Source organism: Paenibacillus soyae, assembly GCF_024623455.1.
Classification (GTDB): domain Bacteria; phylum Bacillota; class Bacilli; order Paenibacillales; family Paenibacillaceae; genus Pristimantibacillus; species Pristimantibacillus soyae.
The window spans coordinates 1-14,675 of record NZ_JANIPJ010000021.1; the positions used below are offsets into that span (position 1 = coordinate 1).

Annotated in this window: 11 protein-coding genes; 6 read left to right on the forward strand and 5 right to left on the reverse strand. The window is 54.3% G+C overall.

Annotated features, from left to right (window positions below; genetic code table 11):
* Positions 1-295: 295 nt before the first annotated feature.
* The 4 genes from NQZ67_RS23600 to NQZ67_RS23615 all read left to right on the forward strand — a co-directional run bounded on the left by NQZ67_RS23600 (position 296) and on the right by NQZ67_RS23615 (position 4,936).
* Positions 296-826 carry a TetR/AcrR family transcriptional regulator gene (locus NQZ67_RS23600; RefSeq protein ID WP_257450788.1) on the forward strand — a complete coding sequence of 177 codons (531 nt, stop codon included), beginning with the start codon at positions 296-298 and terminating at the stop codon, positions 824-826.
* Positions 827-949: 123 nt separating this feature from the next.
* On the forward strand, positions 950-1,906 hold the full coding sequence (locus NQZ67_RS23605) for an NAD-dependent epimerase/dehydratase family protein (protein WP_257451015.1): 957 nt from the start codon (positions 950-952) through the stop codon (positions 1,904-1,906).
* Between the two features lie 62 nt (positions 1,907-1,968).
* Positions 1,969-3,399, forward strand: a complete 1,431-nt coding sequence (locus NQZ67_RS23610; RefSeq protein ID WP_257450791.1) for an MFS transporter — start codon at positions 1,969-1,971, stop codon at positions 3,397-3,399.
* A gap of 79 nt (positions 3,400-3,478) precedes the next feature.
* The gene (locus NQZ67_RS23615) at positions 3,479-4,936 is read left to right on the forward strand and encodes a multicopper oxidase family protein (protein ID WP_257450793.1); all 1,458 of its coding nucleotides are present in this window, start codon (positions 3,479-3,481) and stop codon (positions 4,934-4,936) included.
* 218 nt (positions 4,937-5,154) lie between these two features.
* Here the strand turns inward: NQZ67_RS23615 and NQZ67_RS23620 are convergent, their stop codons facing one another.
* The 5 genes from NQZ67_RS23620 to NQZ67_RS23640 all read right to left on the reverse strand — a co-directional run bounded on the left by NQZ67_RS23620 (position 5,155) and on the right by NQZ67_RS23640 (position 12,632).
* Positions 5,155-7,578, reverse strand: coding sequence for a bifunctional diguanylate cyclase/phosphodiesterase (locus tag NQZ67_RS23620; RefSeq protein WP_257450795.1), 2,424 nt, complete (start codon positions 7,576-7,578; stop codon positions 5,155-5,157).
* Positions 7,579-7,946: 368 nt separating this feature from the next.
* A complete protein-coding gene (locus NQZ67_RS23625; RefSeq protein WP_257450817.1) occupies positions 7,947-8,441 on the reverse strand; it encodes a hypothetical protein in 495 nt (164 codons plus the stop codon).
* The gene (locus NQZ67_RS23630; protein ID WP_257450819.1) at positions 8,441-9,220 is read right to left on the reverse strand and encodes a hypothetical protein; all 780 of its coding nucleotides are present in this window, start codon (positions 9,218-9,220) and stop codon (positions 8,441-8,443) included. Before NQZ67_RS23630 ends, NQZ67_RS23625 begins: the two co-directional genes overlap by 1 nt.
* Before the next feature lie 123 nt (positions 9,221-9,343).
* On the reverse strand, positions 9,344-11,599 hold the full coding sequence (locus NQZ67_RS23635) for a S41 family peptidase (protein WP_257450821.1): 2,256 nt from the start codon (positions 11,597-11,599) through the stop codon (positions 9,344-9,346).
* A gap of 85 nt (positions 11,600-11,684) precedes the next feature.
* On the reverse strand, positions 11,685-12,632 hold the full coding sequence (locus tag NQZ67_RS23640; RefSeq protein ID WP_257450823.1) for a helix-turn-helix transcriptional regulator: 948 nt from the start codon (positions 12,630-12,632) through the stop codon (positions 11,685-11,687).
* A 132-nt stretch (positions 12,633-12,764) separates the two neighbouring features.
* Between NQZ67_RS23640 and NQZ67_RS23645 the strand changes: the two genes are divergently transcribed.
* Together NQZ67_RS23645 and NQZ67_RS23650 are read left to right on the forward strand one after the other, a co-directional pair.
* Positions 12,765-13,502 (forward strand): alpha/beta fold hydrolase, encoded by a 738-nt coding sequence (locus NQZ67_RS23645; RefSeq protein ID WP_257450825.1) that lies wholly within the window; start codon positions 12,765-12,767, stop codon positions 13,500-13,502.
* A gap of 120 nt (positions 13,503-13,622) precedes the next feature.
* Positions 13,623-14,636: a phosphatidylglycerol lysyltransferase domain-containing protein gene (locus NQZ67_RS23650; protein ID WP_257450827.1), complete on the forward strand. Its 1,014-nt coding sequence runs from the start codon at positions 13,623-13,625 to the stop codon at positions 14,634-14,636.
* Positions 14,637-14,675: the final 39 nt, after the last annotated feature.

Here is a 14,675-nt window from a genome sequence, read left to right on the forward strand (position 1 = left end):
CTTTACTGGTAGTTAGATTACAAGCGAGAAAAGTCTGTCAAAAAACTTTTTGACAGACCCTTATTCAAGTGCGTCAAAAACGTAGGAGCGACACAGACGCTTGACAGGTTTCGTTCATATCAAGGGCCGTGAGTTCCGTAAGCCGTGTAAAACATCGGCAGAGTCATCCGCTATCGGGAGAGGTTATCGCCACGAGTTGACGGCGGCCTTATAATTTGCATGAAAGACGGAAATAAGCTATACTGCTTGGTAGTTGTAATTGATTAGTCACTAACTAGAGGGAGTGTTGGGGTATATGGCAAAGGATGAAAAAAGCAGCGTGAATCGAAAAGCCGAAATCATCTCGGCAGCGATTGAGGTATTTGCGGAAACGGGTTATTACCGCGCGACGACGGCACAGGTTGCGGAAAGGGCGAAAATTTCTCAACCCTATGTGTTTCGTTTTTTTGCAACGAAGGAGGCGCTGCTGCTCAGCGCATTAGAGATTTCATGGGAAAGGATCCAACAATCCTTTCGAATGGTCGTGGAAAGCGCAGCAACCCCTGAGCAACTAGAAAGCGATTTGATTGAGGCATATAAGGAAATCTTAGTCTCCCATATGAATGAGACATATTTGCAAATGCAAGCGCAGACGATGCGTGAGGAGCCGATTCGGGAAGCGATGCGTAATGGCTTTCGGGAAGTGCGTCAAATCGTGTTGAGTGCTTTTCGCGAGAAGGGCCTGCAAAATCCAGAGGATCGGACTTTCATGTTCCTTGCCAGGGGGATGTTGTGCAATATTTCATGGGCGCTTGATATGCCGGAGCTCATCGAACGGGAACCTTAATATGGCGAAAGCCATAATTTGAAAAACAGTTATTGACCAATCACTAACACCGTGCTATATTGTGTTTAACAGTGAGTAATTAATCAATCACTAACCAAAAAACTAATCGGGAGATGAAGAATGATGAACAAAGCAATTGTTATTGGAGCTACAGGCGGCACAGGCGCGGTTATCGTATCTGAACTTGTAAAACGGGGAGTGCCGACGATTGCCTTCGGACGGTCTCGCCAAAAGCTAGAGGAACTTGCCAGCCAGTTAGGAAACCCTTCTTACCTGTTGCTTGCAATCGGGGATGCATTCCGGACGGATGATATTACGGCCGCGGCAGAAGATGCGGATGTACTATTCCATTGCGCGAACGTCCCTTACAACGAGATGGCGACCAAGTTGATTCCTCTCGGGGAATCCATAATGGAAGCAGCCGACCGACTGAGCTTGAAGGTAGTCGTCATTGATGGAATCTACCCCTATGGACGAAGACAAATGGAACGCGTGACCGAGGATCATCCTAAGCAGCCTCATACGAAGAAGGGAAAAGTGCGGCTTGCCTTTGAGCAGATGATCTTTAGCAGCAGATGGAGCAAGGCACGCCCAATGATTGTACGCCTTCCGGATTATTATGGGCCAACCGCCAATCAAGCTTCGTATTTAGGCGGAACGCTCGAAGCAATCGCAGCTGGGAAAATGGCGTTTTTCGTAGGGAATATGAAAACGCCGCGTGAATACGTGTATCTGCCTGACGCGGCAATCATGATTGCGGAGCTTGCGGGACGCGAGCAGGCTTATGGGCAGAACTGGAATATTCCTGGTTCGGACATTATCTCCGGCCGCGAGATTGTCCGTATTGCCCAACAGGCAAGCGGCATGAATAAGCCCGTCATTGCCCTCGGGAAGGTTGGACTATCGCTACTGGGATTATTCGTTCCCGTCATGAAAGAGGTTGTGGAAATGCTGTACTTAACGGAAGAACCGCTGCGCTTAAGCGGGGAGAAGTACCGGCGCCATATCGGGGCTATTCCGGCTACCAGACCTGAGGTTGGCATTGCGGCGACCATTCGAGAATTGCAGAAAAAGAAGTGATATTTTAATGTCTAGTAATTGATTGATCACTCAAAAAATAGTAGATGAGGAGTAACATTATCATGACAGTAATGGCTCAATCGTTAAAGGAATTACCAGGGGCAATGTCCTATCGATGGTGGGCATTGATCGCACTCGCATTGGCCCAATTCTTGGTCGTGCTAGACGCTTCCATCGTGAATATTGCGCTTCCCGCGATAGGCTCCGAACTCCACTTGGGAACCAATATGCTCGGCTGGGTTATTACGGCTTATGTGTTGCCGTTTGGCGGACTGCTTCTACTAGGCGGCAGGCTGTCTGACCGGTTTGGGCATCGGAGATTGTTTATTGCCGGCGTTGGCGGCTTCACCGTCGCTTCGGCGGCCGCGGGAGTGTCTATATCTGGGGAGTGGTTGTTAGTCGCCAGAGCGGTTCAAGGCACCTCGGCCGCCCTCCTGGCACCGGCCGCACTCGCTCTCCTAACCAAACTGTTTGCAGATCCGAAGGACCGGGCGAAAGCATTGGGCATCTGGGGGGCAGTCGCGGGTATCGGAAGCGCGGCGGGTGTTTTATTGGGCGGAGTTCTAACCTCCTCCTTAGGCTGGTCATCGGTATTTTTCGTGAACGTTCCCGTCGGTGTTCTGATCATGGCGGCAGTGCCTTTCTTAATCTCTAAAGATGCTCCTAGCGAGCGCACTGGCTTGGATATGACGGGTGCGGCAGCTGTGACCGCTGCCATAACGGCACTGGTCGCCGCACTCGCCGGAACGGAACGCGTCGGTTGGTCATCGCCTCAGACGCTGATATTAGCGGGCGCGGCTGTTATTCTGCTCTCTTTGTTCATCTTCTTGGAGAAACGGGTGGCAAATCCCCTCATGCCGCTGTCCATCTTCCGCAATCGATGGGTGACTGGCGGCAATCTGGCGATGTTCCTCATAGGGGGCGCGACTACGGCATTATTCTTTGCACTCTCCGTTTATATGCAACAGGTGCTGCGCTATGACGCGATGAAAGCAGGCCTTACTCAGCTTCCCATGGCAGGTGCTTTGGTTGCGATCGCGGGCGTTGTCCCTGCCATAGTCAAAGCATTCGGGACACGCCGCCCGCTGGCTGCCTCTCTAATTTTGCTGGCGGCAGGCCTCATATGGCTTTCTTTTGCGCCAATCAATGCTGCATTCACTATTCACTTGCTTGGTCCTTCCTTGCTGATTGGAGTCGGATTGGGCGGCGCATTCGTTTCCGGGACGGAGGCTGCGGTACACGGAGTGGACGATGACGAAGCAGGGCTTGCAAGCGGCTTAGTGAATACGAGCCAACAAATCGGCGGAGCAATTGGCATCGCGGTTTTAACAGCTTTATCCTCAGCCAGGACGGAAAGCCTGCTTGAGCAGGGCGTTTCGCAACCGCAAGCGTTGACGAGCGGCTTCGCTTGGGTGTTCCTGGGTGCTGCCGCATTGGCGATCCTGGGTGCAAGCGTTGTTCTTACCGTCATTCCGGCCCTAAAGAAGCAGTAATTTGAACCATAATGCTTTATCGCCTAATTACCCATAGTTTTAAGTAATGGATTGATCAATAAACACAAGGAGTCGGATTATGCGACAATGGACATGGAAAGGTAAAACCGGAATCGCCGGCCTAGCAGTGGTCATTCTGTTGGGGAGCGTCATTCTCACGTATTTTTGGCAAATGCGATTGCAAAAACCGTTTGAAGTCAATATGGCTGCTATGCATCATATGGGCGGCATGAACGGGCATGATCATGGAACCATGCATGATGCAGCTGCCACAGGGTGCGAAGCGATTACCGAGAAAGCTGGAAATGAGCCTGTACGTGAATATTATCTTACAGCCGCACAACACGAGAATAAATTAGATAATGGGCAAACCGAGCTGGTATGGACCTTCAATGGCCTTACGCCCGGTCCGGAAATACGAGTGACAGAGGGAGAAAGACTTCGTATCGTGCTGAAGAATACAGACATAAAGGAGGGCGTCACTATCCACTGGCATGGGATCATCCTCCCCTGTTCGCAGGATGGCGTAGCCGGAGTAACGCAAGAAGCGGTTAAGCCCGGGGAGCAGTTTACGTATGAATTCATTGCCGACCATCCGGGTACCTACTGGTATCATTCCCATCAAGCCAGCTCGGTACAGGTCGAGAAGGGCTTGCTCGGAAAGCTCATAGTCGAGCCTCTGAAGAAACGCTCTGAGTACGAACAAGAGGAGACTCTTCTTATCCAGCAATTGAACGGAACATGGCTCATGAACGGTTCAACCAAAGGCGTAACTATCCAGGCAAGCCCCGGAAGCACGGTTCGGCTACGAATGGTCAATGCAGCGAACGAAACGGAAACAATAAGCGTGAACGGGGCAGCTTACCGTATTATCGCCATGGATGGCCATGACCTTCGCGAGCCGGGGGTACTGGAAAATGTTCAATTCCAAATAGCGGCGGGGCAACGCTACGATCTGCTGTTGCAGATGCCACAAGAAGGCAAGGTGATCGTCGCTAACGATTCCGGTTTGAGGGCGGTACTGGGAGCAGGGAGCGATCCTAAGTCTCGTTCCGATTACTCGCTGTTCGACTGGACGAATTACGGAGCACCGGATCCGCTTGCCCCTGTCGGGAACCTGATCATCGATAAGAGCTTTACACTCGAGCTTGGTCAAACGCTGTTCGTCAAATCGATTAACGGCAAGAGCTTTCATGAAATCCCCCCGATCGTCGTGAAAGAAGGTGAGCGGGTGAAGCTTACGATTATCAACAATGGGGGAGGCGATCATCCTTTTCATCTGCATGGGCACGTCTTTCAGGTTTTAAGCCGAAATGGCCGCCCGCTGACCGGTAGCCCTATTATTCTAGATACCCTGGCAACGCAAGAAGGCGAATTCTATGAGGTATATGTGAAGGCGGATAACCCGGGCTTGTGGATGATGCATTGCCATAATCTAAGACATTCCTCCATGGGGATGAGCATGATGTTCAATTATGAAGGTATCTCAACACTGTACCGAGTCGGGACCAGATCAGGGAATTTACCGGATTTATAAGGTGAAGCATCCACCAAGCGTCGTATCCCGCCTCAAATGCTGCAGGGGTTGCTTTAGAGGGTGAAATAAAGGGGATGACTGGGAATGCAATGAAGAATGGCTTGGAGCAAGAATAAAACAGTGGCAGTCTAGGACTTTAATTTCCAGGTCCATGACTGCCACTGTCTTTTCGTTTGGTATAATCCAATCTTATAATTTCTTTCGAACAGAAGAATAGGTTACACTTCACGCTTCATCTTGAGAAACGCCTCCACCAGCTCGTCCGCCGGCAGCGGCTTGCTGAAGTAATAGCCCTGAATCTCCTTGCAGTCGTTCGCCATCAGCACGTCGAGCTGCTCCTTCGTCTCGATGCCTTCCGCGATGACGTCCATCTTGAGATGCTGCGCCATCGAGATGATCGTGGCGACGATCGCCTTGTCGTTCGGATTTTCCGTTATGTCGCGGATGAAGGAACGGTCGATCTTCAGCTTATGAATAGGCAGCAGCTTCAGATAGCTGAGCGAACTGTAGCCCGTGCCGAAATCGTCGAGGCTGATCCGTATGCCGCACTCGCTCAGCTCGTTCAGAATGCTGGTCGAGGTGCCGGGGTCCATCATCATGCTTTCGGTAATCTCGAGCTCCAAATATTGCGGAGCCAGCCCCGTCTCTTCCAGAATCGATTGAATATATGAGCTCAAATTCGGCTGATGAAACTGCTGCGAGGACAGATTAACGGAAACCGGAATAAGCGGACCTCCCGCCTCGTGCCACTCCTTCATCTGCCGGCATGCTTCTCTAAGCACCCAGCTCCCGAGCTCGTAAATAATGCCCGTCTCCTCCGCGATGGGGATGAAGATGCCCGGAGATACGACGCCCCGGCTCGGATGCCGCCATCGCACCAGCGCTTCTACCCCGACGATCTGGTTATCGGTCGCGCGGAATTGAGGCTGGTAGTGCAGAAAAAATTCGTTCAACGATAAGGCTTTGCGCAAATAGCCCTCCAGTTCGATTTTCTCCTGAAGCTTCGTGTGAAGATCGCTGGAATAAAATTTGAAGCCGTTTTTCCCGTTCTTCTTCACTTCGTACATCGCCGTGTCCGCGTTCTTCAGCAGCTGCACCGCATCCCCGCCGTCGCCCGGGTACAGCGCGATCCCGATGCTCGCCGTCACGTAGAAATCATTGTCCTTAAGACGATAGGGATGGCTGATCGAACGGATAATCCTCTCCGCGAGCTCCGCCAGCTCATCGTTTCTGTATTTGCCGTCGCAGAGCAGCGTGAATTCGTCCCCGCCCATTCGAGCCAGCGTCACGTCCATTCCTTCGATGCAGCTGCCGATCCGCTTGCTGACTTCCCTTAGGAAAAGATCCCCGTACATGTGGCCCAGCGAATCGTTGATCAGCTTGAACCGGTCGATGTCCATGACCATGACGGCGAACCGCTGCGGGTTTCCTTCGATTTTCTCCGCAAGCAGGCTGTTAAACATCCTTCTGTTGGGAAGGCCCGTCAATTCGTCATGGAGCGCCTGATGCTGGATTCTCTCCTTGGCGCGTTTCTCATCCGTAATATCCCGGGCCATAATGTAATTGCCGACAACCTTGTCTTCGATAACTACCGGCACGTTAATGACCTGCAGGTCGACGCGATTCCCGTTCTGGTGCGTAACGGCCGTCTCGTAATTTTGGATACTGCCGCCGAAGGAGCGCATGAACATCTCTCTCGTCCGCTCCCGCTCCTCCTCGACGATATAAGGCAGGATCTGATCCACGCCCTGATTCACGAGCGTCTCGCCGGTCAGCCCCGTAAGCTTTGTCATCGCGGGGTTAAAGGCCATGATTCGATAATTCAGATCGACGGTCATAATGCCGTCCTGATTGTTGTCGAAGAGCGACTTGTACCACATAAAGCCGGCTTGGATCTCCGAATCCTTGCGCGAGAAGCGGTTGGAGATAAAGATGCCGAGCAGCGACAGCCCCAGCGTCAGAAGCGTGCCGCTTGTGATGAAATAAGCCAGCCACTTCTGATCCAGAACGATGCCCGCCGTGGTATGGTATTTGGCGCCAAAATAAAAATTAGCCGCGAACATTCCCGTATAATGCATGCCGACAACGGCCGCGCCCATGATGAGGGCGCTAATCGCTTTCTTCCACACCTGCCACTTATCGTTCTCCTTGCGGAAGTAGAACGACAGCCAGAACGCCACAATAGCCGCGACGATGGCGATCACTACCGACAGTCCCACGTAATACGGATTATAGTCAATATCGATCAGCATGGCGTCCATTCCGATATAATGCATCGCGACGATGCCCGCCGCGAGCAGAAGGCCCCCGCCGATCAGCTGCCTGACATTTAGCTCGTTCCGCCCCACGATCGCCAGCGAGACGAAGGAACCGGCAATCGCGGCGATAACGGATACGATGATCGTCACGAGATCATAAGCAACCGGCACATGCAAGGAGAACGCAAGCATCCCGACGAAATGCATCGACCAAATGCCCATCCCCATCGCCGCGGCCCCGAACAGCAGCCACAACCATCGGAATTTTCCCGAGGACGAGCCGATTCTCCCGACAAGGTCGAGAACCGTGTAGGACGCGACAACCGCCACCACGTATGAGAAAACGACTAACGCCCCGTCGTATGTACCGTGCACATGCTCCATGAATGATTTCCTCTTTTCTATAGATGTCTATTGATGGATGAGGTCAGAAGAAAACGTCGCTCACGACTGATTTCGACACAAACTGACAAATACTCTTCCCTATATTTTCGGCTGACCGCCTGCATTTTTGAATAGTTCTTTTGTACGAAGGGGCTTCGCATTTATGAAATAAATTCAAATTGTCGTATTATGTCGAATCGCGGTTTATCGTGGATAAGTTCAAGCTGCAGCACAACGCGAAGAGCCGCCGTCCAAGGGAATCTATTCCCATGAACGGCGGCTCTCTTTCATTCCTATCGATAGGACGCAAAGGCGGATGAAACGCGCGAGAAGCGTATTCGGCCGTTGTCGGGAACTCCGAGGCATGTTTAGCTTTCCCGTACTTCGTTTTCCCCCATACGTCCTACCGCCATCGCTTCATGCTCCCATAAGAGCTGGCTCACCCAATCCGCTCGTTCCGGCTCGCATTCGATCATGACCGTAAGCTCCGGACGTCGTCCCGCGCGCGCCTTGCCATTGCGTTTTCGCAAGTGCTTCTGTTTCTTCTTCATGCAAAGGGCGGCAATAAAAAATGTAATGAGTCCCCCGCCGAAGGCGAAGATCAAACCCCATAACAGAGGCCCCAGCCGGTTCGAGAAGCCGATGCTGGTCCCGATGACGCCGAGGGCGGTCGCCACGGCGATGCCGATCTCGAACGCTTTCTCCTGAATCGTTCCCGTCTGCGAAGGAATCGAAGCTTTGATATTCTCGCTTCCGCTCATAGGCACGACGACAATTCGACTAGACTGGATGCCGTGATGCTCCAAGAGAGTGAGCGCCGTCTCCAATTCCATCGTCTGCATGAACGATCCGATCACGATCATTACTTCACCCTATTCTCCGAAAAAATGGTTACCCGGGAGCTCCCGTACTTCTCTCGAAAATATTGCAGCTGTTCCACCTTGAACAAGCGGTTATGCTCGATGGCCGTATCGAATGCATGGTAGATGGAGCCTCCGATGACCGACGGCATAAACATCAGCCAATGCGCATTCAGGGTCAACGTGGATTCCGCCACCTGCCCCTGCGTGAGACGCAATAGGGCTGTATAGAAGTGCGAAAAAGTAAGATAGATGAGCCACCATCCCATGCCGTAGAAGCCCAGACCGACGCGGTGGTTGTACAGCTGTCCATAGCCCGGGAAGGCGAACGAGAAGATCGCGGCTTTCCACGGGCTCTTCCTCTCCAAATAGTGAAGCTCCATCTTACCCAGATAGAAAGGCTGGAGGCGGGCATTCTCGAGCTCCGCCAATTGAACGTGCGCGTTGTTCTGCAGGGCGGACCGATAGCTGTCCCACATGGCCAGCATGTAGATGAGCAAATACGCGTACGCCCATCTCGGCTCGAGCACCTCGATCGCGAGCTCGAATCTGCCAGTGAACGAATACACCATTGCATCGTTAATATGCGCAAGCGTATTGACCAAAACCTCGGATAAGGTAAGCAGCACGCCGCGTACGTATTGATTCAATATAAGATGGCCGAAGCCGGGGAACGCCGCGGACCACCAGGCGACCATATAAGGATTATGCCACTGGATATGCGTGATGCCGGAACCGCTCAAATGGGCTCTTCGTCTTCTAGGCTGCTTGAATACCGACATAGCCGCCCCCTCCCGCTTGCATACGATAACCTTTATTGTATGCCTATTCCATTACCTTTTTATGCAAATGGAAAAAACCCGGACAGAGCTAAGCTCCTCCGGGTCCTTATGAACTTATGGAACTCACCCTGCGCGAGAGCGTTCCCGCACGGGCCTCATGAAGCTCTCCAAGGCGTTGCCCTCCACCTCGATATCGGGACGGATCTTCTCCTCCGATATGTTCTTCTGCTTCACGTTCCAATAGAAGTTGACGACGAATACCATGATTTTCGCGCTGCGGTCCTCGAACACGACCTGGCCGACGCCCTTGCCGTAAGTCTGCCTGCCGACGATCGTCACGTTCGGCAGATAAGATTTCAGTCCGAGCGCGAGAAGCTCCGCGGCGCTGGCGGAATTCTCGTCTACCAGAATATAGATGGAATCGAACGCGATGGAGGAAGCATCGGAATAGTAGCTCTCCGTATACCCGTCGCTGTAGATCATCGTGCTCGCCGCGTAATCCGGAAGCAGCGCGTCCAGCATCCGGTTGGCGCTGTCGGATCTTCCTCCCGCATTGCCCCGCAGGTCCAGCGCCAGCGTCTTGTTCTCGGGCTGCTTCACGGCATCCAAGATCGAGATGAACCGATCGTCCGTCTCCGCGTCGAAGGATGGAATCGACACGTAGAGCAGATCGTCTTCTTCGTGGTAGGTAACCTGCTCTCCGCCGCCTTCCGTCAACTGCTCGTAATCCTCGCCATAGATCACGAACGTGAACGGGTCATCCGGTCTCTTCGCTTGGTCTACCACGAGGGCGATTTGTTCGGCAGTCGCGCTTCGCGAGCTTATGCCCGCGAATGCCTCGTCCCAGTTCGAGGAGCTCTCTTGGTAAAGATAATTTTCCCGGAAGAACTGCTCCACCCTCTCGCCAAGCGGACGTTTCCTGTCCTCCAGCTCTTGCGCCACATACTCAGCGGTCGAATCGTTCTCGACCATTCCCAGCGTGATGTCCGCATATTCGCGCGCTTCCGCGTCGAGTCCAAGCTGCAGGCTGGCGTATGCCAACTGCGCATAGGCCATGTAATCGGTGGGATCGACGCCCACGGCATGCTCGAACATACGGACCGCTGCTTCATATTCGCCCCTCTCGAGCTCGCAAAGCCCGGTATAGTACGCAATGGAAGTGAACGAGCTTTCCGGGTCCAGCTTCTCGGCGCCGTAGGCCGCGCACTCTACCATGCGATTGCCGCTGTACAACGCCTCCAGCTTGGCCGCCGCATACCACTCGTCGGACGGATCCAGCTCGGCCGCCAGCCCATAGTACCGCGCCCCCTCTACATACCGCCATGCGTTCCCATACAGATCGCCCATCGCCTCCAGCAGCTCCGGGTCCGCCAGAAACAGCGGCTCCGCCTCCGCATAGAGCGCTTCGGCGCTTGCCAGATCCTCCGTCGCCGTGAAATTCCGGATCAGCCAGACATACGAAGCTCTATCTTCAGGGTTCACCTCCAGCCTATCGCGAAAATAAGCGATGGAGGCTTCGTAATTTCCCCCGTCATAGTACAGCTCGCCCGGCAGCTCTTGCGCTTCGGGGAGATCCGGGAACTTCTCGGCCGCGAGCCGGCCGAAAGCCTCAAGCTCTTCCTCTTTCCCCGCATATTCGAGTGCTATCGCCTTCAAGCGGTACGCTTCGAAACGCTCGGGATAATCGCCGAACCATTTGTCCGCGAACTTCAGCGCTTCCCCCGCTTCCTCCTGGCCGATCAACGAATAGAGCAGCATCTCGGCTGCATCGTAATCGCTAGAATCGAACGAGAGATACCGGTTGAAATCGTCGGCCGCCTCCTTGAATTTGCCCTCGTCATAATAGATCATGCCTCTGCCGTAATAGGCGCTTTCGCTTCTCCTGTTATCCTCAATCGCCAAATTGTACTGCTCCAGCGCCTCTTCGCTGCGGTTCAAGCCGTACAGCGCGTTGCCTTTGTTCACGTATTCCGCTTCCGTGTTCGGCAGGAGCAGCAGCGAGCGCTCGATGAAGCGTAGGCTCTCCTCGAATTCGCCGAGCTCGTTATAAGCCCAGCTCAAATTATTAAACGGCGTATCCAAATCCCCCGAGACGTCCCGTTCCTCTTCCAGCGTCTCGTATTCGGGATGCAGCTCGTAGACGAGCCGGACGGCCTCCTCCAGCTTCACGACCGCCTCCTCGAAGCTTCCTTCTTCAATGAGCGTGTACCCCGCCTCGTTCAATGCCTGGATCCGGCGCTCCTCCTCGGTGCCATGAAGACCCTCCCTGAACCCTTCGCCGAAGCTCTGAACGATGCCGGAGCAACCGCTAAGGACTGCCGCCATCATCAGCAGCGCCGTTAGGGTCCATACATATGGCAGAGCGTATTTCCCTTGCAAAAAAGCCTCCCCCTCTTCTTGTTCCTGACATCCCCGTCTCAGTCGTTCTCCCTGTATTCTGGATCCGGGCTGTGTTTTCCTTCTTTTAGCAGCGATGGTACCTGGAGGATAGAGCATCCAGCTTGCGCAGGATATGTTCCACGGCCTCCTCCGGCCCTTCAATTCGCGCAGCTTCGCCCAAGGTCCAAATAAGGTCGGCGTAGAACGCCGTCTCGTCTCTGGCGATCGACATGACGACCGTCCCGCTTCCGTCCTCCTGCCGCCGGATAAACCGGGAGAACCTGGGGTTCGACTCCAGCTGCCTAACGCCGCCGGCCGTTAAAGTGACGCGCAGCTCCGTCTGCTCTCTCAGACTGCTGTCCGGCTTATCACGCAGCGACAGCGCCGCGATGTCCTCCCGGCACGGGATGTCCGGGTTCAAGACGGCGGATACGATCCGGTCGGCCCGGAACTGCCGGATCTCACCGCGAAGCATGCAGTAGGCGGGGCAATACCAATAGCCGGAGCTGGCATACAAGCCGATCGGCTGAATGTCCCGCACCGTCTCCCCTCCGCCCGATCGATAGGTTATCGTTACCGCCGACTGTTCCATGATCGCCTGCAGCAGCGTCCGAAGCACTTCCTCCGACATTTCCCGGTATGGACTCCACAGCATGACCCGCTCCTTCATCGCGTCGATCTTCGCTTTCAGGTCGGCGGGCAAATAATGATAAAACTTGTGAAGCGCGCTGTCCGCGCCCTCCCCGAACGGAAGCGAGCCATAGAACGATAGCGAATGGCAAGCGAAAAATAACGCGACGGCCTCGCCTTCCGTGAAGCTGATCGGAGGCAGCAGCCTCTCCCGCAGCAGCATGAAGCCCCCGCCTCTGCCTTGAATCGAGTAGATCGGGATGCCGAGCTCGCTCAGCTCCTCCAGATCTCTGGCAATCGTGCGCTTCGATAACCCGAATTCCTCGGCAAGCTCGCCTACGGTGAACGAACGGCGGGCGTTAATGATCATAATTAATTGGATGAGACGCTGCGCTTTCTGCATACAGGCTCCCCCTTCCTTTCCTGTCATTTTACTACGATATTACTTTTTAAATAAGACATTATCTGTCTTGTTTAGAAGATATGATGATTTCAAGAGATGAGAACAAACTAGGTACAGGGAGGCATATGGAATATGAACGATAAAACACAAGAACAAATCGGCGTCGTCTTCATACACGGTGTTGGGCTGAGAGGCAGCGTATGGCGCGAGGCGGCGGAAGGATTGCCGTATCCGTGCCTGCTGGCGGACTTTCCCCTGCGCGACGCGCCGGAAGAACAGAGAAGGGGACTGTCGCTTCAAGATTATGTGGAAGACCTGGCCCGGCAGATCGAGAATTGGGAGGTTCGGAAATTCATTCTCGTCGCCCATTCGATTAGCGGCGTTCTTGCGTTTGAGCTGGCGCGCCGGTTCCGCGACCGCGTGGTCGGATTAGCGGCCGTCGGGGCGATTATTCCGGAGGGCGGCGGCTCCTTCCTATCGGCGCTGCCGCTTCCCGCAAGATGGATACTCCCTCTTCTGTTGCGGCTGTCCGGAACGAGACCGCCCGAGAAGCTGCTTCGCGCCAATCTGTGCAGCGACTTGGAGCCGGCGCAGACGGATGAGATCGTGCGTCATTTTGCGGCTGAATCCAGGCTCCTATACACCGAACGAATTGGCGCGCCGGTACCGGATATTCCGAAGCTGTACGTGAAGCTTACGAAGGATCTGGAAGTAACGCCCCAGCTGCAGGACCGGATGATTCAGCGCTTCGGGCGGACCCATGTCTTCGAGCTGGCCAGCGGCCACCTGCCGATGATCAGCAGCCCGGAGGGCGTTCGTCAAGCTGTCGAACGGATGATGGCCATCGCCGCGGATGCTTCGCGCGCTTGAATCATATACCATTGCTCCGTCATGGGCGCCCCTCTATAATGATTCAAGTGAAATGCCGATGATTAAGAAGTAGACGCATCGGACGACATCTAGAATCCGCACGGAGGGTTGATTATACACATGGATCGCATGACGGAGACTCGGCTTCATCGCCTGATCGAACGCTGCGGACACCGTTCGCATACTCACTTGTACTACTTGGGCGATAAAGAATGGTTCTGGGATTCCAAACGCGAGGCGGTCATCGCGTACCGATCCATCGGGAACCGCAGAATCGCGCTCGGCGATCCTTCCGGCCATCCCCGCGCCATGAAGCGCGTCGTTCAGCAGTTTGTCGAGAGCTGCAAGAGAGAGCGGTGCATCCCCGCTTTCTATCAGACCAAATCGGACATGCTGCCGGTGTACCGGGAGCTGGGCATGCGGGCGGCCAAGATCGGCGAGGAAGCCATTATCGATTTGGCCGGCTTCCATCTGAACGGCAAAGCCTGGCTGAAGCAGCGCAACCGGTTAAGCAAGTTCCGCAAGAGCGGGTATGAATTCCGGGTGGTTATGCCACCCTATACAGGCCAGCTGCTGGACCGCCTGGAGGCGGTATCCTCCCAGTGGCTGCAGAAGCGCAAGGAGAAAAGCTTCTCCGTCGGCGCTTTCAGCCGCGAATACGTCAGCCGGTTCCCGGTCGCGCTAATGACAGGGCCTGACGGCGGGATCGAAGCGTTCCTGACCGTCGCGGGCGCATGCCAAGTGGCTTCTGGGGATGCTCAGCTTACGGTCGACCTCATGCGCTATTCGGATGATTGCCCGCAAGGGACGATGGATTATCTCATCCTGTCTCTCTGCCTATGGGCCAAGGAGCAAGGCTTCGGGCACTGCAGCCTCGGCATGGCGCCGCTCGCGAATATCAACGACATGCTTGCCGCCAGATTGCTGTACAAATACGGGAATCGTCTTTATAACTTCAAGGGCTTATACGAATTCAAAAATAAATTCGAGCCGAACTGGGAGGATACGTATCTCGTCTTCCCCCCGGCGGCCTTCTCGGTGACGGCCGCTCTTGTGACGCTGATGGTCCATACCCCAGTATCGCCTGCCCGGCGGACGATGCCGGATCGCTATCCCGAGTCCTCCTCCATATAACACAAAAAACAGGCATGCGGCCGTAAGCCGCTTGCCTGT

Bases quoted from the DNA above. Each gene is read 5' to 3' on its own strand.
- NQZ67_RS23600 (WP_257450788.1), top strand. From the start codon at position 296: ATGGCAAAGGATGAAAAAAGCAGCGTGAATCGAAAAGCCGAAATCATC.
- NQZ67_RS23605 (WP_257451015.1), top strand. From the start codon at position 950: ATGAACAAAGCAATTGTTATTGGAGCTACAGGCGGCACAGGCGCGGTT.
- NQZ67_RS23610 (WP_257450791.1), top strand. From the start codon at position 1,969: ATGACAGTAATGGCTCAATCGTTAAAGGAATTACCAGGGGCAATGTCC.
- NQZ67_RS23615 (WP_257450793.1), top strand. From the start codon at position 3,479: ATGCGACAATGGACATGGAAAGGTAAAACCGGAATCGCCGGCCTAGCA.
- NQZ67_RS23620 (WP_257450795.1), bottom strand. From the start codon at position 7,578: ATGGAGCATGTGCACGGTACATACGACGGGGCGTTAGTCGTTTTCTCA.
- NQZ67_RS23625 (WP_257450817.1), bottom strand. From the start codon at position 8,441: ATGATCGTGATCGGATCGTTCATGCAGACGATGGAATTGGAGACGGCG.
- NQZ67_RS23630 (WP_257450819.1), bottom strand. From the start codon at position 9,220: ATGTCGGTATTCAAGCAGCCTAGAAGACGAAGAGCCCATTTGAGCGGT.
- NQZ67_RS23640 (WP_257450823.1), bottom strand. From the start codon at position 12,632: ATGCAGAAAGCGCAGCGTCTCATCCAATTAATTATGATCATTAACGCC.
- NQZ67_RS23645 (WP_257450825.1), top strand. From the start codon at position 12,765: ATGAACGATAAAACACAAGAACAAATCGGCGTCGTCTTCATACACGGT.
- NQZ67_RS23650 (WP_257450827.1), top strand. From the start codon at position 13,623: ATGGATCGCATGACGGAGACTCGGCTTCATCGCCTGATCGAACGCTGC.